This is a genomic window from Pleomorphomonas koreensis DSM 23070 (assembly GCF_000425185.1).
Taxonomy (GTDB): domain Bacteria; phylum Pseudomonadota; class Alphaproteobacteria; order Rhizobiales; family Pleomorphomonadaceae; genus Pleomorphomonas; species Pleomorphomonas koreensis.
Genome location: NZ_AULH01000008.1, coordinates 259,025 through 281,528, shown reverse-complemented (window position 1 = coordinate 281,528; position 22,504 = coordinate 259,025). Strand labels below are relative to the sequence as shown.

Sequence of the window (22,504 nt, the reverse complement as noted above, 5' to 3'; positions counted from 1 at the left end):
GGAAGGGCATGCCCGTCTCGGTAGTCCATGGAAGGCGGAACGACCATGACCAGGAAGGAACGGGTGGCGCTGGTGTCGCTGGTCGCCAGCGTCGGCCTTACGGCCGCCAAGCTGATCATCGGCTTGATGATCGGCTCGCTGGCCCTCATCACCGACGCGCTGCATTCGGGCACCGACGCCATCGCCACGCTGGTCACCTTCCTGGCGGTGCGCTTCGCCGACCGGCCAGCCGACGACGATCACCCCTACGGTCACGGCAAGTTCGAGGACCTCGCGGCGCTCGGCGAGGGAACGCTGCTCCTGGTGCTGGCCGGCGGCGTCGCCATGGAGGCCTGGACCCGCTTCGCCGCCGCCGCGCCGCCGCCGTCGGTGCCGCCGTTCGCCTTCGCGGTGCTGGGCGTCGAGATCGCCATCAACCTCTGGCGTGCCCGGGCACTCCACAAGGCGGCCGTCGAGACCGGCAGCCGGGCGCTGGCCGCCGATGCCCTGCATTTCCTCTCCGACGTCGCCTCGTCGGTCATCGTCATCGTCGGCTTCGTGGCGACCCTCTACGGCGCCGACTGGGCCGACCCGGTGACGGCGGCGGCGATCGCCGTGTTCATCGGCTGGCTGGGCCTCCGGATGATCCGCCGCACCGCCGACGAGCTGACCGACAAGGTGTCGCCGACTATCGCCCGCACGCTGCGCCGGCTGCTGACGGACCTGCCGGGCGTGGTGGACGTCGAACAGATCCGGGTGAGGACGGTCGGCCCGCGGCATTTCGTCGACGTCTCGGCCGGCGTGCCGCGCACCTTCAGCTTCGACGAGACGGCCGCCGTCAAGCGATCGATGGTGGCGGCAATCGCCGCCGAACTCAGCGACGTCGAATCGACGGTCAGCCTGAAGCCGGTGCCGATCGACGACGAGAGCCTCCGGGAGCGGGTGTTCCTCGCCGCCTCGCGCGAGCGCATTCCGGTTCATCACATCACGATTCAGCACCTCGGCCCGCAGTTCGGCGGCCGGCTGTCGGTGTCGCTCGACTGCGAGGTGGATGGCAGCATGCCGCTCGGCGAGGCGCACGAGGTGGCGAGCCGGCTGGAGGCGGCGATCCGCGCCGAGATCGGCGCCGAGATCGAGGTGGAGACGCATCTCGAACCGCTCTATCCCGACCTCATTCCGGGCGAGCGGCTACCGGACAGCCGGGTGGCCGCCTATGCCGCGACGCTGCGCGCGGCGGCGGAGCGCAACGGCGTCTGCGACATCCACAACGTGCGCGCCCGCGAGATCGACGTCGGGGCGGACGGCGGCGTGTTCGTGGCTTTCCATTGCCGCTTCCCGGCGACGCTGGCCGCCGCCGAGGTGCATCGGCGGGCCGACGCGGTGGAGCGGGAAGCAAGGGCTGCCTTCCCGGAGATCCGCCGCATCGTCAGCCATCCCGAGCCGGTCAGGCAGTGATGGGTAGCACGCTGCGTTGCCGGCGGGCGGTTCATCCCGATGCAGGGCCCCCTCAGGCGACGCCGATGCGCAGCAGGTCGAGGGTGTGCAGGATGCCGATCGGCTTGCCGTTTTCGACGACGAACAGCACGGAAATCTTGCGGTTCTGAAGCAGGTCGAGCGCCTCGGCGGCGAACAGCTCCGGCGCCACGGTGACCGGCTTGCGCGTCATCACCTCGGTCACCGGCGTCTCCAGCTTCTCCTGGCTCAGGCGCGGGCCGATACCGGAATGGACGAAGCGGCGGAGGTCGCCGTCGGTGACCACGCCGGCAAGGCGGCCCTCGCTATCCGTGACGCCGACCACGCCGAAGCCGCCGGAGCTGATCGCCAGGATGGCGTCGGTCATCCGGCCCTGTTCGCCGATCAGCGGCAGTTGCTCGCCGTGCATGATCTCGGAGACGCGGCGGAGCTGCGAGCCGAGCTTGCCGCCCGGATGGACGATGTGGAAGTCGGCCTCCGAAAAGCCCTTCTTGACCATCACGCCCATGGCGATGGCGTCGCCGATGGCCAGTTGCAGCACCGTCGAGGTGGTCGGCGCCAGATTGTGCGGACAGGCTTCGCGCACCCGCGGCAGCATGAGAGCGACGTCGGCGGCGGCGGCCAGCGTCGATTCGGCGCCGGCGGTCAGCGCGATCACCGGCACGTCGAAGCGCTTGGCGAAGGCCAGCACCACCGCCAGCTCGGTGGTCTCGCCCGACCAGGACAGCGCCATGATGACGTCGCTGCCGTCGACCATGCCGAGATCGCCGTGGCCGGCCTCGGTGGGATGAACGTAGTAGGCGGCGGTGCCGGTGGAGGAGAAGGTGGCGGCGAGCTTGCGGGCGATGTGGCCGCTCTTGCCGATGCCGGTGACGATCAGCCGGCCCTTGCCGCCGGCGATGATGTCGATGGCCCGGTCGATCGCCAGGCCGAGCGGACCGCCCATTGCCGCCTCTTCCAGGGCGGCGACGCCAGTCCGGGTGATTTCGATGGCATGCAGCGCCGCGTCGAGCGCGGTCTTCGGAAGCTCGTTGTCGGTCATGTCGGCGTCGGTCCGAGGTTGTTGGCTGGATGCCTTGTTAGTCCAATGGAGCGGGATGTAAAGCCGCATCGTCGGCGACGGCGGGTTATGGGCCGGAGCGGGGCTTTTCGACGCGGCTTTCGTCAAGAAGCCGCAATCGTGATAGAGGGCTGACAGGCGAAACGGAGAGAAGCGATGGCGGCGGAGTTGAGCATGGGAGAGGCCGGCGCGGCGCCGCAGCCGATGGCCATGAAGGACGTCTACGCCGAGGGACGGGGACGGCGCCTCACCGGTCTGGTGCTGGTGGCGGTGGCGACGCTGTTCTCGCTCGGCACCTTCGCGCTGATCTCCAACCTGCTGCCGGTGCCGCCCACCACCGACGTCATCCGCGGCACGCTGGTGATCGACGGCCTCTTGCTGCTCGCCATCCTGTTCATGGTCGGGCAGGAGGTATGGAAGCTCGGCCGGGCGTGGATCGAGGGGCGGGCGGCGGCCCGGCTGCATCTGCGCGTGGTGGCGCTGTTCGCCTTCATCGCCGCCCTGCCGGCGGTGATGGTGGCGATGGCCTTCACGCTGTCGCTCAACCAGGGCTTCGACCACTGGTTCGAAGCGCGAACGCGGCAGGTGGTCGACAACGTGCTGACGGTCGCCAGCGCCTACATGCAGGAGCACGCCCGCGTGCTGCGCTCCGACCTGATCAGCATCGCCACCTCGCTCGACGCGGCCAAGCCGCTCTACGATTACGAGCCGACCCGTTTCGAGACGCTGATGCGGCTGCAGGCTTCGCTACATGGGCTGCAAAGCGCCTACCTGCTCGACAAGAACGCCAACGTCATCCTCAGGACCGACATCGATCCCTCCGTCACGACGGTGATGCCGCCGCCAACGGCGATCGAAGAGGCGCGCAAGGGGGCGGCGGTGCTGCTGCAGCCCGGCCAGTCCAACCAGGTGGGCGGGCTTCTGAAGCTCAGGACCTACGACGAGACCTATCTCTACATCGTCCGCCTGCTCGACAAGCAGGTGCTCGACAACCTCCAGCTCGCCCGCGACAGCGCCATGGAGTATCGCGAGCTGGAGAACAACCGTTCCGACGTGCAGATCGGCTTCGCCATGATCTTCGGCGGCATGTCGGTGGTGTTCCTGCTCGGCGCCATGTGGATCGGCCTGTCGTTCGCCAACCGCCTGGTGGCGCCCATCCGCCATCTGATCGGCGCCGCCGACCGGGTGGCGCACGGCGACCTCTCCGCCGCCGTGCCGGTCGGCAACACCTCCGACGACATCTCCAGCCTCGGCGCCTCCTTCAACAAGATGACCGTGGAGCTGAGGAGCCAGCGGCAGGAGCTGATCTCCGCCTCGGAGGAAGCGGAACGGCGGCGGCGCTTCACCGAGGCGGTGCTGTCGGGCGTGTCGGCCGGCGTGGTCGGCATTTCCAACGACGGCCACGTCACCATCGCCAACGCCTCGGCGCTGTCGCTGCTCGATGTCGAGCTGTTCGGCTTCGTCGGCCGGCTGCTGGTCGAGGAGGTGCCGGAACTCTCCCATCTCCTGGCGGTCGCCCTGCGCGACGAGGATCAGGCCCGGTCGCACCAGGCGACCATCGATCTGACGCGCGGCGGCCGCAAGAGCACGGTGTCGGTGCGCGTGACGCCCGACCGCTCGCCCGACCGCGAGCACGGCTATGTGGTGACGCTCGACGACATCTCCGAACTGGTGTCGGCGCAGCGCACCTCGGCCTGGGCCGACGTCGCCCGCCGCATCGCCCACGAGATCAAGAACCCGCTGACGCCGATCCAGCTCAGCGCCGAGCGCATCCGCCGCCGCTTCGGCAAGCTGGTGGCCGACGACGACCGGCGGGTGTTCGACCAATGCGTCGATACCATCGTGCGGCAGGTCGGCGACATCGGCCGCATGGTCGACGAATTCTCGCAGTTCGCGCGCATGCCGAAGCCCTCGTTCGAGGAGCGCGACCTCGGCGAATGCGTGCGCGAAGCGGTGTTCCTGCTGGGCGTCGGCCATCCGGAGATCACCTTCGAGGCGCATCTTCCCGACGCGCCGCTGACCGGCCGCTTCGATCAACGGCTGGTCAGCCAGGCGGTGACCAACCTCGTCAAGAATGCCGTCGAGGCGATCGAGGGGCTGCCGGAAAGCGGCAGGGCGGGCGCGCGCGTCGACGTCTACGGGCGCAAGGACGGTGGCTTCAACGTCATCGAGGTGGTGGACACCGGCATCGGCCTGCCCGACGCCGAGCGGCATCAGTTGCTCGAACCCTACATGACGACGCGGGAAAAGGGCACCGGCCTTGGTCTCGCCATCGTTCGCAAGATTGTCGAAGAGCATGGCGGCAGCATCGATCTGCTTGATTCGCCGACGGTCGCCGAGGGCGGGCACGGGGCGCTGGTCAGGATCAGCCTGCCGGTCGATCCGCACCGGTCCGGTTGATTGTCGGCAGTTTGCGGTCGACAAGGCTTCAGGTCGTGTGACATTTATGTTACTGCCGAAACAGGCGACCAAAGGAAACGGCCGCGCGGCGGCGGAACGGACACGCAGGTAACGATGGCGACCGACATTCTGATCGTTGACGACGAAGCCGATATCCGGGACCTCGTGGCGGGCATCCTGGAGGACGAGGGGCATGGCACGCGCACGGCCGGCGACTGCGATCGCGCGCTTCAGGCCATTTCGGAGCGGCGGCCGCAGCTGATCTTCCTCGACATCTGGCTGCAGGGCAGCCGCATGGACGGCCTGCAACTGCTCGACGAGATCAAGGGTAGCAACCCCGACGTGCCCGTGGTGATGATCTCCGGTCACGGCAACGTGGAGACGGCCGTCTCGGCCATCAAGCGCGGCGCCTACGACTATATCGAGAAGCCGTTCAAGGCCGACCGGCTGGTGCTGATCGCCGAGCGGGCGCTGGAATCGTCGCGCCTCAAGCGCGAGATCCGCGACCTGCAGATCCGCTCCGACCGCCAGGAAGGCGTCGTCGGCGGCTCGTCGGTGGTCAATCAGCTCCGCAACACCATCGACCGCGTTGCCCCCACCAACAGCCGCGTGCTGATCTCCGGGCCGTCGGGCTCGGGCAAGGAATCGGTGGCGCGCGCCATTCACGAGCGCTCGCACCGGTCGGCCGGCCCGTTCGTGGTGCTGACCGCTTCGGCCTTCCCGCCGGAGCGGATGGAGATCGAGCTGTTCGGCAGCGAATCCGACGACGACGGCAAGCGCAAGGTCGGCGCGCTCGAGGAGGCGCACGGCGGCACGCTCTATCTCGACGAGATCGGCGACATGCCGCGTGAGATGCAGAACCGCATGGTGCGCGTGCTGGTCGAGCAGGCCTTCGAGCGGGTCGGCGGCACGCAGAAGGTGCATGTCGACGTGCGCTATGTGTCGTCGACGGCGCGCGACCTTGAACGCGAGATCGCCGAGGGGCATTTCCGCGAGGATCTGTTCCACCGCCTCGCCGTGGTGCCGGTGCGCGTGCCGGGCCTTTCGGAGCGGCGCGAGGACATTCCCTTCCTGATCGAGCAGATGATGCACCAGATCTCCCGGGCCACCGGCCTGCCGGTGCGGCGCATCGGCGAGGACGCCATGGCGGTGCTGCAATCGCACGACTGGCCGGGCAACCTCCGCCAGCTCAGGAACAACGTCGAGCGGCTGATGATCCTGACGCGCGGCGACCCGGAAGCGGTGATCACCGCCGACCTTCTGCCGTCGGAGATCGGCACCATGCTGCCGTCGCTGCCGTCCAATTCCGGCGGCGAGCACCTGATGGCGCTGCCGCTCAGGGAAGCGCGCGAGATCTTCGAGCGGGAGTATCTCAAGGCCCAGCTCAACCGCTTCGGCGGCAACATCTCGCGCACCGCCGAGTTCGTCGGCATGGAGCGCTCGGCGCTGCACCGCAAGCTGAAAAGCCTCGCCATCGCCGGCTGACCTGGACCTCAGTCCGTCGGGTCGCCGTCCACCTGCTCGGGGAGATTGTCCTGTTCCCATTGCTCGTGGGGGATGGGCCGGCCGAGCGTGAAGGCGAAGGCGGCGACGCGGTCGAAGTCGGCCGTCGCGGTGCAGGTGAACGACAGCCGGTACCATTGTCCGCCGGCGTGGACGGCGGCGCCGGGCGCCTCGATCGACGTTGCCGTCAGCGACGGATCGGCCGTCGCATAAGCCACGACATGATCGGCGACGAAGCCGGCCTTCCAGCGCTTGAGCTGCTCCATCGCCTCAATGTTGCAAAGCTGGATCAGCCGTTCGTCGCTGCCCAGCGCGGCGAGCTTCTGCCGGGTCTTCCTGTTGCGGGGATCGTCGAGCACGGTGCTGGCAAAATACTCGGTTGCGGTCACGCGTGCGCCGGCTGGCGAACGGGGTGCTCGAACGGCCGGAGCCGAAGGTTGGTGAGTGGCCTCGGGCCGAGCGGGCGCCGCCGGGCTGGAGTTGGCGACCGGAGAGGGAGCCGCCATCGGGGAGGGACCGACGGCAGGCGGAACCGGTCGGCTTGCCGGCGGGGCAACCATGACCACCTCGACCGCGGCCGGCGGCCGCAGGACGACGATGCGGCGCGGCGCCTCGATGGTGAGGAGGGCAAGGAAGAGCGCGTGACCGATCACCGACAGTGCCGTTGCCGGCCGTGGCCATGTCAGCGCAAGCCTCACCCCTTAATCCTCCCCCGATCCTCCCCTTCCTCGCATCCATCGCCGGTTTTCGTGGCGGTTTGACGGCTCCTGCCGCCCCTCGCGGCAGCGACTGTCCTGACACAATGTCGTGATCGGGGCCGGTTTCGCGGATTGCCACCTTTTATCTATTGCGCGGCGCCGGGGGGGGCGTCTCGCGCCGCTGAGGCGGCCGTTCACCCTCCCTTTACCACGTTGGTCCAGTGTAGACGGCGCGGCAACAGGACGTTTCCGCTGCATCCGCGTGAGTTCGTTGCGTATGATCACCCGCCAATATCGTCCGTCGTGGCTCCGCCGCCTGATCCTCCCCGCCGTGACGGCGGTGTTCCTCGGCTATTTCGGCTATCACGCCGTCAACGGCGAATACGGCATGGTCGGCCGTGCCCGTTTCGAGAGCCGCACCCAGGAACTCGACGCCGAGCTTGCCCGCCTCAATGCCGAGAAGACGGCGCTGGAAGCGCGCGTCAAGCTGCTGCGCCCGGCCAGCCTCGATCAGGACATGGTCGACGAACGCGCCCGCGTCCAGCTGTCCGTGGTCAATCCCAACGAAGTGGTGATCATGGATTTCGACAAGCTGGCGCAGGCCAAAAGCAATTGACTTGACTTTATTTTTTTGAATTAACTTGAATTTAGTTAATCCCCCGTCCAGCGATGCGGCTTTCGCATGATTGACATGCGGAGGAAACCTTGACTTGCTCGGAGGAAAGGGGTTCCGTCGGCGCCTCTACGAAATAATCCCGATCGGGGAGGAACGCATAATGGCTGTTCGACCGGCGACCGAGAAGCGCAGCCGCGCTTCGGCCGCGCCCTCCAGGACGCAGAAGTCCGGCAAGTCCGCCAATCCCGCCGTCAACTACCAGGTGGCCGAGTTCGACAAGGACGACGAACTCAAGGCCTACCACGACATGCTGCTGATCCGCCGCTTCGAGGAGAAGGCCGGCCAGCTCTACGGCATGGGGCTGATCGGTGGCTTCTGCCACCTCTACATCGGCCAGGAGGCGGTGGTCGTCGGCATCCAGAAGGCGCTGCGCGACGGCGAGGACCAGGTTACCACTTCCTATCGTGACCACGGCCACATGCTGGCCTGCGGCATGGACCCCAAGGGCGTCATGGCCGAGCTGACCGGCCGCCAGGGCGGCTACTCGCGCGGCAAGGGCGGCTCGATGCACATGTTCAGCCGCGAGAAGCAGTTCTTCGGCGGTCACGGCATCGTCGGCGCCCAGGTGCCGATCGGCGCCGGCCTCGCCTTCGCCGACAAGTATCGCGGCACCGACAACGTGTCGGTGGTCTATTTCGGCGACGGCGCCGCCAACCAGGGCCAGGTCTACGAGACCTTCAACATGGCCGAACTCTGGAAGCTGCCGGTGATCTTCGTCATCGAGAACAATCGCTATGCCATGGGCACCTCGGTCAGCCGCTCGTCGGCGCAGACCGACTTCGCCAAGCGCGGCGAGAGCTTCAACATCCGCGGCGAGCAGGTGGACGGCATGGACGTCCGCGCCGTCAAGGCGGCGGCCGACCGGGCCGTCGAATGGGCGCGCTCCGGCAACGGTCCCTATATCCTGGAGATGCAGACCTATCGCTATCGCGGCCATTCGATGTCCGACCCGGCCAAGTACCGCAGCAAGGACGAAGTGCAGAAGATGCGCGACGAGCGCGATCCGATCGAGCAGGTCAGGAAACGCCTCGTCGAGAAGGGCTGGGCCAGCGAGGACGATCTCAAGGAGATCGACAAGCAGGTGCGCGCCGTCGTCACCGAGGCGGCCGACTTCGCCTCGGCCGACGCCGAGCCGGACCCGTCCGAACTTTGGACCGACATCCTTCGCTGACAGCGCCGAGAGGTTTTGAAAATGGCTATCGACATCCTGATGCCGGCGCTGTCGCCGACCATGGAAGAGGGCACGCTCACCAAATGGCTGAAGAAGGTGGGCGATGACGTGAAGTCCGGCGACGTGATCGCCGAGATCGAGACCGACAAGGCGACGATGGAGATCGAAGCCGTCGACGAGGGCAAGCTCCTGGAAATCCTGGTGCCCGACGGCACCGAGGGCGTCAAGGTGAACGCCGTCATCGCCCGCGTCGGCGAGGAAGGCGAGACGGCGGCCGAGAAGCCGGCCAAGGACCCGGCGGCCGCCGCCAAGGAGGAACCGGGCGAGGTACCGAAGGCCGCCGCCGAGGCGGCGCCGGCCGACAAGCCGAAGCCGGTGGCGCAGGCGTCGAGCACCGTGCCGGCGGCGCCGGCCGTCAAGGCCGAGGCCGATCCCGACATTCCCGAGGGCACGGCTTTCGAGAGCAAGACGGTGCGCGAGGCGCTGCGCGAGGCGATGGCCGAGGAGATGCGCCGCGACGACAATGTGTTCCTGATGGGCGAGGAAGTCGCCGAGTATCAGGGCGCCTACAAGATCTCGCAGGGGCTGCTCGACGAGTTCGGCGCCCGGCGCGTCATCGACACGCCGATCACCGAGCACGGCTTCGCCGGCATCGGCGTCGGCGCCGCCTTCGCCGGCCTCCGGCCGATCGTCGAGTTCATGACCTTCAACTTCGCCATGCAGGCGATCGACCAGATCATCAACTCGGCGGCCAAGACGCTCTACATGTCCGGCGGCCAGATGGGCTGTCCGATCGTCTTCCGCGGCCCCAACGGCGCCGCCGCCCGCGTCGGCGCCCAGCACAGCCAGGATTACGCCGCCTGGTACGGCATGATCCCCGGCCTCAAGGTGGTGATGCCCTATACGGCGGCCGACGCCAAGGGCCTCTTGAAGGCGGCGATCCGCGATCCCAACCCGGTGATCTTCCTCGAAAACGAAATCCTCTACGGCCATCACTTCGACGTGCCGAAGCTCGACGACTACGTGCTGCCGATCGGCAAGGCGCGCATCCACAAGGCCGGCAAGGACGTCACCATCGTCTCCTTCGGCATGGGCATGACCTATGCCGTCAAGGCGGCCGAGGAACTGGCCGGCATGGGCATCGACGCCGAGGTGATCGACCTCAGGACCATCCGGCCGATGGACATCGAGACGGTGATCAACTCGGTGAAGAAGACCGGCCGCTGCGTGACGGTGGAGGAGGGCTGGCCGCAGGGTTCGGTGGGCTCGGAGATCGCCTACCAGATCCAGGCCAATGCCTTCGACTATCTCGACGCGCCGGTCGGCCGCATCACCGGCAAGGACGTGCCGATGCCCTACGCCGCCAACCTCGAAAAGCTCGCCCTGCCGAACGTCGGCGAGGTGATCGAGGCGGTACGCGCCGTCACCTATCGCTGAGGAGAGCTGAAATGCCGATCAAGATCCTGATGCCGGCGCTCTCTCCGACCATGGAGACGGGCAACCTGACCAAGTGGAACGTCAAGGTGGGCGACGCCGTCAAATCCGGCATGGTGCTCGCCGAGATCGAGACCGACAAGGCGACCATGGAGGTCGAGGCGGTCGACGAGGGCACGGTGGCCAAGCTGGTGGTGGCCGAGGGCGCCGCCGACGTGCCGGTCAACGCGGTGATCGCCATCCTGGCCGAAGAGGGCGAGGACGTCGAAGCCGCCGCGGCGGCCGGCGAAGGCGCGGCTCCGAAGGCCGAGGCCAAGAAGGCGGAGGAAGCCCCGAAGGCGGAAGCCCCGAAGCAGGAAGCTCCGAAGTCGGAAGCGCCGAAAGCGGAAGCGCCCAAGGCCGAGGCCCCCAAGGCGGAGCCGGCGAAGGCCGAGGCGCCGAAGGCAGGCGAGGGCGAACGCATTTTCGCTTCCCCGCTGGCCCGCCGCGTCGCCAAGGAGAAGGGGCTCGACCTCAAGTCGGTCAAGGGCTCGGGGCCGAAGGGCCGCATCATCCTGCGCGACGTCGAGGCGGCCGAGGCGGCGCCGAAGCCGGCGCCCGATCAGCAGGCCGCTCCCGCCGCCGCGCCGGCACCCAAGCCGGCCGGTCCGAGCGACGAGATGACGCTGAAGCTGTTCGACCCCGACAGCTACGAGCTGATCCCGCACGATGGCATGCGCAAGACCATCGCCCGCCGGCTCACCGAGTCCAAGCAGACGGTGCCGCATTTCTACGTCACCGTCGACGTGGAGATCGACGCGCTGCTCGCCCTGCGCCAGCAGATCAACGACGCCGCGCCGGCCACCGACGGCAAGCCGGCCTACAAGGTGTCGGTCAACGACATGGTGATCAAGGCTTACGCCCTGGCGCTGAAGGCGGTGCCGGACGCCCACGTCTCCTGGACCGACGGCGGCATGCTCAAGCACAAGCACGCCGACGTCGGCGTCGCCGTGTCGATCCCCGGCGGCCTGATCACGCCGATCGTCCGGCGGGCCGAGGAGAAGACGCTGTCGGCGATTTCCAACGAGGTGAAGGATCTGGCCAAGCGCGCCAAGGACCGCAAGCTGAAGCCGGAGGAATACCAGGGCGGCACCACCTCGGTCAGCAACCTCGGCATGTTCGGCGTCAAGGACTTCGCCGCCGTCATCAACCCGCCGCACGCGACGATCCTCGCCGTCGGCGCCGGCGAGCAGCGGGCGGTGGTGAAGGGCGGCCAGCTTGCCGTGGCCACGGTGATGAGCGTCACGCTCTCCACCGACCACCGCGCCGTCGACGGCGCGCTCGGTGCCGAACTGCTCCGGGCGTTCAAGGGCTTCGTCGAGAAGCCGATGTCGATGCTGGTGTGACGGGGCTGATCCGTCGTGCGTTTCGGGAGGCGGCCGCCGGCAGGACCGGCGCCGCCTGCTTCCGGCGCGAGGCTCGGCCCGCGTCGAACCCAGGTTGAAGGCAGAGACCCATGTCCCAGTATGACATCCTGATCATCGGCTCCGGTCCCGGCGGCTATGTCGCCGCCATCCGCGCCGCCCAGCTCGGCCTCAAGGTCGGCGTCGTCGAGCGGTCCTACGTCGGCGGCATCTGCCCCAACTGGGGCTGCATTCCGGCCAAGGCGCTGCTGCGCTCCTCGGAAATCTTCCACTACATCGAGCATGCCGCCGACTACGGCCTGAAGGCCGAGAAGCCGACGGCCGACGTCGCCGCCATCGTCAAGCGGTCGCGCGGCATCGCCCAGCAGATGAGCCAGGGCGTCGGCTTCCTCCTCAAGAAGAACAAGGTCGACCTGATCTGGGGCGAGGCGACCATTGCCGCCCCCGGCAAGGTGACGGTGAAGGCCAGGGACGGCGCGCCCAAGGGCTGGCTGCCGGCCGGCGACTATCAGGCCAAGCACATCATCGTCGCCACCGGCGCCCGGCCGCGCATGCTGCCCGGCCTGGAGCCCGACAAGAAGCTGGTCTGGACCTATTTCGAATCGATGGTGCCGGAGGCGCTGCCCAAGCGGCTGCTGGTGGTCGGCTCGGGCGCCATCGGCATCGAGTTCGCCAGCTTCTACCGGGCGCTCGGCTCGGAGGTGACCGTCGTCGAGGTCATGAGCCAGGTGATGCCGGTCGAAGACCACGAGATCGCCGAGCTTGCCAAGAAGCGCTTCGAGAAGGCCGGCATGAAGATCCTCTTGGAGGCCAAGGTCGCCTCGCTGAAGAAGGGCGCCGACGAGGTGACGGCCACCGTCGAGCTGAAGGACGGATCGAAGCAGGAGATCGTCGCCGATCGCGTCATCTCGGCGGTCGGCGTGGTCGGCAACGTCGAGAACCTCGGCCTCGAGGCGCTGGGCGTCAAGATCGAGCGCGGCACCGTCGTCACCGATGGGCTCGGCCGCACCAACGTGCCGGGCATCTACGCCATCGGCGACGTCGCCGGGCCGCCGATGCTCGCCCACAAGGCCGAGCACGAGGGCACGCTGTGCGTCGAGGCGATCGCCGGCCAGCATCCCCATCCGATGGACAAGCTGCAAATCCCCGGCTGCACCTATTGCCACCCGCAGGTGGCGTCGGTCGGCCTCACCGAGAAGAAGGCCAGGGAGGCCGGCTTCGAGCTGAAGATCGGCCGCTTCCCGTTCATCGGCAACGGCAAGGCGGTGGCGCTCGGCGAGCCGGACGGCCTCGTCAAGACCATCTTCGACGCCAAGACCGGCCGCCTCATCGGCGCCCACCTGATCGGCGCCGAGGTGACGGAGATGATCCAGGGCTTCGTCGTCGCCATGCAGCTCGAAACCACCGAGGAGGAGCTGATGCACACGGTGTTCCCGCATCCGACGGTCAGCGAGACCATGCACGAGAGCGTGCTTGCCGCCTATGGCCGGGCCATCCATATTTGAGACGCCAATCGCGATTCGGCGCGGAGGCCGGCGGCGATCCCGCCGGCTTCACTGTTTCTGAAGCGCCGTTCGATCCGCCTCGATCAGATCGGCGCTCCTTGGCCTTATTTTGGAAGCATCATCTTTTCGATCGTTGTTTCACTTCGATAGCATGATGCTCTAGCGGGAGACACGCCGATGCAGGGACATGCCTTTCTGGTCTGGGGCGCCATCGGCCTGATCGCCGGCTGGCTGGCCAGTTTCGTGACGGGCGGCGGCGGGCTGATCCGCTACCTCGTCTCCGGCCTGATCGGCTCGTTCGTCGGCGGGCTGGTGCTGAATTGGACGGGCATCACGCTGTCCATCGGCAATCCCTTCCTGCACGAGGTCGTGGTTGCCACCATCGGCGCGATCATCTTCGTCTTCCTGGCCAAGCTGGTGACATGACGAGGCGATGGCCGCCAACGGCGTCTCTTTGGTCAAGGCGCCAAAAGGTTAGCATTTTCAACAGGGCTTGGCTGGGGTAAGATCGCCTTCAGCCAGGGCGGGCACACCGGCCCGCGCCCCGAGGAGGATGATGCGATGGCCGCCAAGCTCGATTTCCTCAGCCTTCTCACCGGTTGTTTCGCGACGCCGGTCGCCGAGAATCCGACGGTCGTCATGGTCGAGGCGGCCTATCGGGCGATGGGCCTCGATGCCCGCTACATCAATTGCGACGTGGCGCCGGCCGACCTCGGCGACGCCGTGCGCGGCGCCCGCGCCATGGGCTGGCGCGGCTTCAACTGCTCGCTGCCGCACAAGGTGGCGGTGATCGACTTCATCGACGAACTGGCGCCGTCGGCCGAGATCATCGGCGCCGTCAACTGCGTCATCAACGACGACGGCCGGCTGATCGGCGAGAACACCGACGGCAAGGGCTTCCTCGCCTCGCTCAGGGAGGTGGTCGACCCGAAGGGCAAGCACGTCGTGGTGCTGGGCGCAGGTGGTGCGTCGCGGGCGGTGGCCGTCGAGACGGCACTGGCCGGCGCGGCGTCGATCACCATCGTCAACCGCGACGCGGCGCGCGGCAAGGCGGTGGTTCAGCTGGTGGCCGCCAATACCGCCGCCGACACCTTGTTCGTGCCCTGGACGGGCGATTACGCCATTCCCCCGGACACCGACGTGCTGATCAACGCCACGTCGATCGGCCTGTTCCCGGGCGTCGACGACCGGCCGGCCGTCGATTTCGCCTCAATCCGGCCGGGGATGGTGGTGGCCGACGTCATCCCCAATCCGCCCCATACCGCCTTCCTGAAGGCGGCCGAGGCGCGCGGCGCCCGGACGCTCGACGGGCTCGGCATGCTGGTCAACCAGGGCGTCGTCGGCATCCGCCTGTGGACCGGCCGCGAGCCCGACGCCAAGGTGATGCGCGGCGCGCTGGAGGCGGTGTTCGCAGGGTGAATTTTCGCTGAACGTCTGCTTGCGGCTTTGCGCGGGCATACTACATTTTCCGCGACGCACCGCGGACGTTCATCCGCGCTCCGGTGACTGGGGGGAGACGCCTTTGACCACGACCGACATTGTGAAGACGCCCATGCAGTATCTCGACAAGGCGATGGGCGGGTTGCGCGACCTCGGCCTCCTGCCGACCCGGACCGAGGAGGCGCCGATCGTCGGCCTTCTTGAGAAGATCACCGACCTCGACCCCGACCGGATCGCCGTCATCACCCGCACGCTCAGCCAGATGAGCGTCTTCAACGAGGTGGTGCGCGAGCAGATCTCGGAGATGTCGATCGGCGAGCGCTATGAGAAGATCACCCAAGGCTTCAACTCGATCCGCGACGACGCCAAGGCGATGGTCGACCAGATCTCCGACGGCAAGCTCGACCTGTTCGAGCGGGCGACCAACGCCTGGATGAAGATCTCGCGCGGCGACATCGCCAGCCGCTTCGACGGCATCCGCGACACCTATATCGAGGTGGCCAAGGACACCAAGGCCAACATCGAGCGCGAGCAGGTCATCCTCGAAGCCTATCGCGACTTCCGCGGCGCCCTGAAGCAGGCCGAGGTGGCCGCCCTCGAAGTGCTGAAGGCGGCCGAGGTGAAGCTCGCCGCCGCCAAGGACGACCTCGGCGCGGCCTCGCAGGCGGTGGCCGGCTACGCCGGCACGGAGGCCGCCGAGCGGGCCAGGCTGGAGCTGATCCGCGACGAGAAGCTCCGCGTCATGCAGAACGAGGAAGGCCGCTACCAGGTGGCCAAGGACCTCGCCGACAACCTCACCATCGGCTACAACACCTCCGAGGTGATCATGGCGCGGCTGATGCAGACCACCTCCGCCAAGGAGCGCGTCTACCAGCAGTCGGTCTCCTTCTTCACCACCAACGAATCTGTTCTGACGGCGCTGAAGGCGTCGTTCACCGGCATCTTCGGCCTGCACGAATCGACGCAGACGCTGAACGCCATGAAGGACGGCGTGTCGAAGTCGCTGGAAGTGCTGGCCGACATCGGCGGCAAGGTGCAGGAGGAGGCGCTGAAGGCCGGCTACGGCCCGACGGTGCGCGCCGACGCGGTGAAGAAGCTGGTCGACAGCGTCGTCAACTACCAGGAGCGCTCGACCGAGATCATCGCCGAGATGCGGACGCTCGCCACCCGCAACTCCGAGGAGATCCGCGCCGCCGTCGAGGACGGCAAGCGGCGGATCGCCCGCCTTGCCGAGCAGGGCAACGCGCTGGTGCTGAATGGCTGACATCGCAGCGGGCGGCGGCGGCGCCGCCCCCAAGCTCGACGAACTGATGCTGGCGATGGACGTGGTCGACACGCTCCGTCACCAGGAAGGCGTGGTCGAGAAGGTGCTCGGCGAGGACAGCCGCGACGCGACGCTGAAGGAGCGCCTCCGGGCGCTCTACGAAGGGCAGGGGCTGAAGGTCTCCGACCGCATCCTCGACGACGGCATCAAGGCGCTGAAGGAAAGCCGCTTCACCTACGACCCGGCTCCGCCGTCGTTCAACCGCACCATGGCGCTCCTCTGGGTGGAGCGGGCCATGGTCGGCAAGGTGGCGGCGGCGGCGGTTCTCGCCATCGCCCTGCTCGGCGGCGTCGCCTGGTGGCGTACGGCCTCCGCCGAGCGGGCCGTCGAGACGGCGCGGATCGAGATGACCGAGACGCTGCCGGCCAGCGTCGACGCGGCGGAAAAGGCGCTCGCCGCCGAGGCGCTGACCTCCGACGCCCAGGCGGAAGCCACGGCGCGGGTGGCCGCCGCCCGCGCGGCGATCGCCGCCGGCGACGCCGGCGCGGCGCGCACGGCGGTGGCGGCGCTCGCCGATCTCCGGGCGAGGCTCGCCGAGACCTACGAGCTGCGCATCGTGTCGCGGCCGGGCGAGCGGACCGGCGTCTTCCGGGTGCCCGACGTCAACACCCAGGCCCGCAATTACTATCTGATCGTCGAGGCGGTGACGCCGTCCGGCGACGTCCTCAAGCGGCCGGTCAAGAGCGAGGAGGACGGCGCCGTCAAGACGGTCGACAAGTGGGGCGTCCGCGTGCCCAAGGCGACCTACGACAAGGTGGCCGCCGACAAGAGCGACGACGGCATCGTCGAGGACAACGTCCTCGGCGAGAAGCCGCGCGGCAGCCTGGAGCCGGTCTACGAGATGAACGTGCTGCCGGGCGCCATCACCAGCTGGTAAGCGAATTCGAGGACGCACATGATTTCCGCGCAGCAGGCGCTCAACGATATCGAACGGGCGATCCTCGGGGTCCGGCGCGACGAGGACCGCCTCGTCGCCATGCTGGGCGACACCAAGGCCGAGGGCGACCGCCTCAGGGCCGAGCAGGCCGACGCCTTCCGGGCGCTGGCCCGTCTCCGGCTCGACGCCATCGCCCGCGACGAGGTGGTGGGCGAACTCGACAGCGTCGAGCGGCGGGCCCGCGCCGCCCTCGACAAGCGCCGCGACCGGCTCGACGAACTGAAGGCCGGCCGCGAGGGCGCCTCGAACAAGCTCGCCGAGCTGGAGGACAAGCGCGCGGCGGCGGTGAAGGCGCGCGACGCGGCGATCGCCGCCGTGGAGGCGAAGACCGACGCCGTCGAGGCGCGGCTCGGGACGGAAGCCGACTGGCAGCGCCTTTCCGCCGCCGTCGAGGCGGCCGAGACCACGGCCGCCGCCGCCGAGGACAAGCGGCGGCAGGCCGAGGAGGACCGCGCCGTCAAGGGCAAGCCCTACGAGGCCGACCGGCTGTTCATGTATCTCTGGCGGCGCGGCTACGGCACCTCCGCCTACCGCGCCGGGCCGCTCGCCCGCTATCTCGACGGCAAGGTGGCGCGGCTCGCCGGCTATGAGGCGGCGCGCGTCAACTATTTCATGCTGACCGAGATTCCGCTGCGTCTCGCCGAGCATGCCGAGCGGCTGAAGGCCGATGTGGCGGCCGCCGTCGCGGCGCGTCAGGCGCACGAGCGGGCGGCGCTCGAAGCCGACGGCATCGTGCCGCTGGAGGCGGCGGTGGCCGAGGCCGACCGGGCGCTCGGCAAGGTGGAGACCGACATCGCCCGCGTCCGCTCCGACGTCGACAGCATCGACAAGGAAACAGCGGCGGCGCTCGACGACAACGGCGACCCGGCGGTGCGCGGAGCGATCGACGACCTCGCCGGCACGTTCTCCCGCGCCGACATGGTCGAGCTGATCCGCCGCGCCGAGGCGACGCCGACGCCGGAGGACGACCGCATCGTCAAGCGGCTGCGCCAGATCCAGGGCGACCTGGTGCGCGTCGATGCCCAGGCGGAGGAACTGCGCCGCACCTCGATCGACATGGCGAACAAGCGGTCGGAGCTGGAGCATTCGCGCGACACCTTCCGCGAGCGCGGCTACGACCGGCCGAACGGCAGCTTCTCCAACGGCGACACCATCGGCAACCTGATCGGCGGCATCATCTCCGGCGCCATCACGGCGGCGGTGCTGGAAGGCGCCTTCCGCGACGGCTACCGCCGCGGCGAATCCCGGCGGCGCGGCGACTTCGGCGGCGGCCCGTGGGGCGGCGGCGGCTCCTGGGGCGGCGGGGGCGGCGGCGGTTTCGGCACCGGCGGCGGTTCGGGCGGCGGCGGCTTCAGGACCGGCGGCGGCTTCTAGCTGGCATACTCTTCGGATATGTACACCTGCGCCTGTCTAGTCCTTCCAAGCCGCTTGGGTTTGGAAGGACGATATCATGGGAGTGAATAGGATGAAGTATGCGGGGTTAGTCCTATTGCTTTCGACAGTCTCTTGTGGAGCGGAAGAGGTAATGGTGTCAGGTTATGATGCCCTTGAGAAGCAAGTCCAGGGAGGTCGCATAGGAGAAGATGCGGACTAGTGGATCGAGATGAAGAATATATTTGGCGTCTGGGAAAGAACGGGCTTGATTTTTGGCTATTTGGGCGATCACGAGGAATGTGGGAAGGCGATCGCTGGCCTTCGACAAGCCAATAGTGCGCGTAAATATCGCTGTACCCCTGCAAATTGATTCCGATTTGGAAGGGGTTTCTTCGCATTGAAACTGCCTGCATGACCGGCGCGCAGGCCAGATGTGATGGGGCCGGCATGGCCGCCCCTATGTAATTTTGCTAGGAGTGGCCGGCAGGCTGCTCGTTGGGGCCGGCAAGAGGAAAGATTGGGTCGATGGTCACCATCCTGGATACCGTGAAGAATGCGCCGAAGGCGCGCCATCCCGAGAAGGTCAACCGCCCCGACAATCCGATCCAGCGCAAGCCGGAGTGGATCCGCGTCAAGGCGCCGGGCTCGCCGGTCTACAAGGAAACGCAGGGCATCGTGAAGGAGAACGGCCTCTTCACCGTCTGCGAGGAGGCCGGCTGCCCCAACATCGGCGAGTGCTGGTCGAAGAAGCACGCCACCATGATGATCATGGGCGACACCTGCACCCGCGCCTGCGCCTTCTGCAACGTCAAGACCGGCATGCCGGCGCCGCTCGACCCGGCCGAGCCGGAGAACGTCGCCCTGGCCGTCGAGAAGCTGGGGCTGCGTCACGTCGTCATCACCTCGGTCGACCGCGACGACCTGAAGGACGGCGGCGCGGAGCATTTCGCGCGGGTGATCGCCGCCATCCGCGCCCGCTCGCCGTCGACCACCATCGAGGTGCTGACGCCCGACTTCCTGAGGAAGGAGGGTGCGCTGGAGGTGGTGGTGGCGGCCAAGCCCGACGTCTTCAACCACAATCTCGAAACGGTGCCCTCCAACTATCTCACCGTCCGGCCCGGCGCCCGCTACTTCCATTCGATCCGCCTGTTGCAGCGGGTGAAGGAACTCGATCCGACCATCTTCACCAAGTCCGGCATCATGGTCGGCCTCGGCGAGGAGCGGAACGAGGTGCTGCAACTGATGGACGATCTGCGCTCGGCCGACGTCGATTTCCTGACCATCGGCCAGTATCTGCAGCCGACCTCCAAGCACCATCCGATCATCCGCTTCGTGCCGCCGGACGAGTTCAAGTCCTATGAGACCGTCGCCTACACCAAGGGCTTCCTGATGGTGTCGTCGAGCCCGCTGACCCGCTCGTCGCACCATGCCGGCGAGGACTTCGAAAAGCTCAGGGCCAACCGCGCCAGGAAGCTCGCCGAGGCGGGAAGCTGAGAGGCGGCGGCATTGCCTTTCGGCGCGAAGTCTGAAAAAGCGTGGAGAGCGGCCGCAACGCGGCCGCGCCGCCCCTTGCCTGCCAGGATGCCGTAGAGCCGATGCCGAATTTCGAGACCGTTCGCCACGTCAATCACAGCCCGGAACGCATGTTCGATCTGGTGGCCGACGTCGAGCGCTATCCCGAGTTCGTGCCGCTCTGCGAGCGGCTGGTGGTGCGGCAGCGGCGAAACGACGTCGACGGCCGCGACGTGCTGGTCGCCGACCTCACCGCCGGCTACGGGCCGGTGCGCGAGACCTTCACCTCGATGGTGACGCTCGACCGGCCGGCGCTCGTCATCAAGGTCGAGTATGTCGACGGCCCCTTCCGCTTCCTCGACAATCGCTGGACATTCGAGCGGCGCGACGACGGCGGCGCCGACGTCCATTTCTGGATCTCCTACGAGTTTCGCAGCCGGATGCTCGGCGCGCTGATGGGCTCGATGTTCGACAAGGCGTTCCGCAAGTTCTCCGAAGCCTTCGAGAGCCGCGCCGACGCACTTTACGGCAGGGGCGCCTGAATCCGGGGAGACCGACATGAGCCTTGCCGTCGACCTGCCGATCATCCTGTCCGCCGCCTTCATCGCCACCGGAAGTCCGGGGCCGGCCACGCTCGGCATCGCCTCGATGTCGATGGGCGCCGGCCGGCGGCGCGGCGTCGCCATGGCGCTGGGCGTGGCGACCGGCTCGCTCGCCTGGTCGTCGGCGGCGGCGCTCGGCCTCGGGGCGATCATGCTGGCCAACACCTGGATTCTCGAAGTCATCCGCTACGCCGGCGCCGCCTATCTCCTCTATCTCGCCCTGAGATCGGCGTGGAGCGCCCTTCGGCCGCAGGCATCGCCCCTCAAGGCGGCCGGCGATCCGACGTCGGCCGAAGCCTATCGCAACGGGCTGGTGCTGCACCTCACCAATCCCAAGGCCATCCTGTTCTTCGGCGCCCTCTATTCGATCGGCGTGCCGCCGGATGCCCCGCCGGCGACGCTGCTGGTGGTGATCGCCGCCGTCGGCTTGCAGAGCACGCTGATCTTCCTGACCTATGCCCTGGTGTTTTCATCGGGACGGGTGGCGCGCGGCTTCGCCCGCGTCCGGCGCCTCTGCGACGGGCTGCTCGCCGTCGCCTTCGGCTACGCCGGCTTCAAGGTGCTGACGGCGCATCTCCGCTGAGGCACCCGTGTGGAAATTCCACGAGGGCGGCCGTCAGACCCGACGTCTTGCGCGTCCGCTCCCGCTCCGGTTCTCGAAAGGCGGCCAGCCGCCGCATGGGCGCGAATTTCCGAGCGATCTCTGAGGGGAACGGCCTGTTCTCCTCTTCCGGACGACGGGCGCGCGACCTACATTGACGACCATGGCCGATCAGGGAGGATCAGAATGGCAGGCGTCGGCATCATCGGCACCATCATCATCGGACTGCTGGCCGGCTGGCTGGCCGAGCGTTTCACCCGCTCCGATCACGGCCTTCTCACCAACCTGATCCTCGGCGTCGTCGGCGCCGTGGTCTTCGCCTGGGTGGTCCGCCACTTCGGCTTCTTCCCCTACGGCTGGCTCGACAACCTCGCCGGCGGCACCATCGGCGCCGTCGTGCTGATCTCGCTCTATCGCCAGTTCCGGCGATAACGGCGCGACCGAAAGGCCGCGCCCCTCTGCTCCGCCTTACGGCTTGCCGATGGCGTCGAGTTCCCGGAGCGTCGCCGGATCGAGGTCGATCTCCGCCACCGCGAGGTTTTCGCGGAGGTGGGCGCGCGACGAGGTGCCGGGAATCAGCAGGATGTTGGGCGAGCGGCGGAGCAGCCAGGCCAGCGCCAGCTGCATCGGCGTGACGCCGAGCCGGGTCGCCACGGCGGCCAGCGTATCCGACTGCAAGGGCGAGAAGCCGCCGAGCGGGAAATAGGGCACGTAGGCGATGCCCTCGGCGGCCAGTTCGTCGATCAGCGCGTCGTCGTCGCGGTGGACGAGATTGTAGTGGTTCTGGACGCAGACGACGTCGACGATGCGCCGCGCCGCCTTGACCTGCGCCGAGGTCACGTGGCTGACGCCGATATGGCGGATGAGGCCCTGCCGCTGCAAGTCGGCCAGCGCCTCGATCTGCGCCTCGACCGGCCCGTCGGCCGGGCGATGCGGATCGAACATGAAGCGCATGTTCACGACGTCGAGCGCGTCGAGGCCGAGGTTGCGGAGGTTGTCCTCGACGGCGGCGCGCAGTTCGTCCGGCGCGTCGGCGCGCAGCCAGGAGCCGTCGGCGCCGCGCTTGCCGCCGACCTTGGTGACGATGGTCAGATCGGCCGGGTAGGGGTGGAGCGCCTCGCGGATGATCTCATTGGTGACGTGCGGGCCGTAGAAGTCGCTGGTGTCGATGTGGTCGACGCCGGCGGCCACCGCCTCGCGCAGCACCGCCACCGCCTCGGCCCGGTCCTTCGGCGGGCCGAACACGCCGGGGCCGGCGAGCTGCATGGCGCCATAGCCGAGCCGCTTCACGGTGCGGTCGCCGAGACGGTAGAGTCCAGCTTTTTCGATCGAGGACATGGGGCGTCTCCCTTGGGTTGTCGAAGCCCAGACATAGGCGCTGGCAGCTGTGCCGGGAACGGGCTACACTCGGC

At 68.0% G+C, this 22,504-nt stretch carries 20 protein-coding genes; 17 read left to right on the top strand and 3 right to left on the bottom strand.

The genetic code is table 11. The features are described 5' to 3' along the window. Nucleotides 1-45: 45 nt before the first annotated feature. A complete protein-coding gene (locus H512_RS0108070) occupies nt 46-1,434 on the top strand; it encodes a cation diffusion facilitator family transporter (protein ID WP_084798366.1) in 1,389 nt (462 codons plus the stop codon). A 52-nt stretch (nt 1,435-1,486) separates the two neighbouring features. Here the strand turns inward: H512_RS0108070 and H512_RS0108065 are convergent, their stop codons facing one another. Further along, the gene (locus H512_RS0108065; protein WP_026783021.1) at nt 1,487-2,494 is read right to left on the bottom strand and encodes a KpsF/GutQ family sugar-phosphate isomerase; all 1,008 of its coding nucleotides are present in this window, start codon (nt 2,492-2,494) and stop codon (nt 1,487-1,489) included. A gap of 174 nt (nt 2,495-2,668) precedes the next feature. On the opposite strand from H512_RS0108065, the gene H512_RS23110 reads away from it, so the two are divergent. Together H512_RS23110 and ntrX are read left to right on the top strand one after the other, a co-directional pair. After that, nucleotides 2,669-4,912 carry a sensor histidine kinase NtrY-like gene (locus tag H512_RS23110; RefSeq protein WP_210162671.1) on the top strand — a complete coding sequence of 748 codons (2,244 nt, stop codon included), beginning with the start codon at nt 2,669-2,671 and terminating at the stop codon, nt 4,910-4,912. A gap of 114 nt (nt 4,913-5,026) precedes the next feature. Beyond that, complete coding sequence (gene ntrX, locus H512_RS0108055; protein WP_026783020.1) at nt 5,027-6,397, top strand: nitrogen assimilation response regulator NtrX; 1,371 nt, start codon at nt 5,027-5,029, stop codon at nt 6,395-6,397. 8 nt (nt 6,398-6,405) lie between these two features. On the opposite strand, the gene H512_RS27335 is transcribed toward ntrX, so the two are convergent. Further along, nucleotides 6,406-6,804, bottom strand: a complete 399-nt coding sequence (locus H512_RS27335; protein WP_036790590.1) for a DUF930 domain-containing protein — start codon at nt 6,802-6,804, stop codon at nt 6,406-6,408. Nucleotides 6,805-7,390: 586 nt separating this feature from the next. Here H512_RS27335 and H512_RS0108045 point away from each other — a divergent pair. The 14 genes from H512_RS0108045 to H512_RS0107980 all read left to right on the top strand — a co-directional run bounded on the left by H512_RS0108045 (nt 7,391) and on the right by H512_RS0107980 (nt 21,524). Further along, nucleotides 7,391-7,729 carry an FtsB family cell division protein gene (locus H512_RS0108045; protein WP_026783019.1) on the top strand — a complete coding sequence of 113 codons (339 nt, stop codon included), beginning with the start codon at nt 7,391-7,393 and terminating at the stop codon, nt 7,727-7,729. Nucleotides 7,730-7,889: 160 nt separating this feature from the next. Next, nucleotides 7,890-8,960, top strand: a complete 1,071-nt coding sequence (gene pdhA, locus H512_RS0108040) for a pyruvate dehydrogenase (acetyl-transferring) E1 component subunit alpha (protein ID WP_026783018.1) — start codon at nt 7,890-7,892, stop codon at nt 8,958-8,960. A gap of 21 nt (nt 8,961-8,981) precedes the next feature. Beyond that, nucleotides 8,982-10,397: a pyruvate dehydrogenase complex E1 component subunit beta gene (locus H512_RS0108035; RefSeq protein WP_026783017.1), complete on the top strand. Its 1,416-nt coding sequence runs from the start codon at nt 8,982-8,984 to the stop codon at nt 10,395-10,397. 11 nt (nt 10,398-10,408) lie between these two features. Continuing rightward, nucleotides 10,409-11,779 (top strand): pyruvate dehydrogenase complex dihydrolipoamide acetyltransferase, encoded by a 1,371-nt coding sequence (locus H512_RS0108030; protein WP_026783016.1) that lies wholly within the window; start codon nt 10,409-10,411, stop codon nt 11,777-11,779. A gap of 110 nt (nt 11,780-11,889) precedes the next feature. Continuing rightward, the gene (lpdA, locus tag H512_RS0108025; RefSeq protein ID WP_026783015.1) at nt 11,890-13,302 is read left to right on the top strand and encodes a dihydrolipoyl dehydrogenase; all 1,413 of its coding nucleotides are present in this window, start codon (nt 11,890-11,892) and stop codon (nt 13,300-13,302) included. A 177-nt stretch (nt 13,303-13,479) separates the two neighbouring features. Beyond that, on the top strand, nt 13,480-13,728 hold the full coding sequence (locus tag H512_RS0108020; protein ID WP_026783014.1) for a GlsB/YeaQ/YmgE family stress response membrane protein: 249 nt from the start codon (nt 13,480-13,482) through the stop codon (nt 13,726-13,728). A gap of 135 nt (nt 13,729-13,863) precedes the next feature. After that, on the top strand, nt 13,864-14,721 hold the full coding sequence (gene aroE / locus H512_RS0108015) for a shikimate dehydrogenase (RefSeq protein ID WP_026783013.1): 858 nt from the start codon (nt 13,864-13,866) through the stop codon (nt 14,719-14,721). Between the two features lie 133 nt (nt 14,722-14,854). Next, nucleotides 14,855-16,006: a hypothetical protein gene (locus H512_RS0108010; protein WP_036790714.1), complete on the top strand. Its 1,152-nt coding sequence runs from the start codon at nt 14,855-14,857 to the stop codon at nt 16,004-16,006. After that, nucleotides 15,999-16,943, top strand: coding sequence for a DUF6384 family protein (locus H512_RS0108005; protein ID WP_026783011.1), 945 nt, complete (start codon nt 15,999-16,001; stop codon nt 16,941-16,943). Before H512_RS0108010 ends, H512_RS0108005 begins: the two co-directional genes overlap by 8 nt. Nucleotides 16,944-16,961: 18 nt before the next feature. Then, nucleotides 16,962-18,377: a coiled-coil domain-containing protein gene (locus H512_RS0108000; RefSeq protein ID WP_026783010.1), complete on the top strand. Its 1,416-nt coding sequence runs from the start codon at nt 16,962-16,964 to the stop codon at nt 18,375-18,377. Nucleotides 18,378-18,902: 525 nt separating this feature from the next. Further along, on the top strand, nt 18,903-19,871 hold the full coding sequence (lipA, locus tag H512_RS0107995) for a lipoyl synthase (protein WP_026783009.1): 969 nt from the start codon (nt 18,903-18,905) through the stop codon (nt 19,869-19,871). Between the two features lie 101 nt (nt 19,872-19,972). After that, entirely contained in the window at nt 19,973-20,431 is a 459-nt protein-coding gene (locus H512_RS0107990; protein ID WP_026783008.1) for a type II toxin-antitoxin system RatA family toxin, read from the top strand. A 16-nt stretch (nt 20,432-20,447) separates the two neighbouring features. Next, nucleotides 20,448-21,074 carry a LysE family translocator gene (locus tag H512_RS0107985; RefSeq protein ID WP_026783007.1) on the top strand — a complete coding sequence of 209 codons (627 nt, stop codon included), beginning with the start codon at nt 20,448-20,450 and terminating at the stop codon, nt 21,072-21,074. Nucleotides 21,075-21,278: 204 nt separating this feature from the next. Next, nucleotides 21,279-21,524 carry a GlsB/YeaQ/YmgE family stress response membrane protein gene (locus tag H512_RS0107980; protein WP_026783006.1) on the top strand — a complete coding sequence of 82 codons (246 nt, stop codon included), beginning with the start codon at nt 21,279-21,281 and terminating at the stop codon, nt 21,522-21,524. A gap of 36 nt (nt 21,525-21,560) precedes the next feature. Here H512_RS0107980 and H512_RS0107975 read toward each other — a convergent pair whose 3' ends face one another. Further along, a complete protein-coding gene (locus H512_RS0107975) occupies nt 21,561-22,430 on the bottom strand; it encodes an aldo/keto reductase family oxidoreductase (protein ID WP_026783005.1) in 870 nt (289 codons plus the stop codon). Nucleotides 22,431-22,504 lie beyond the last annotated feature (74 nt).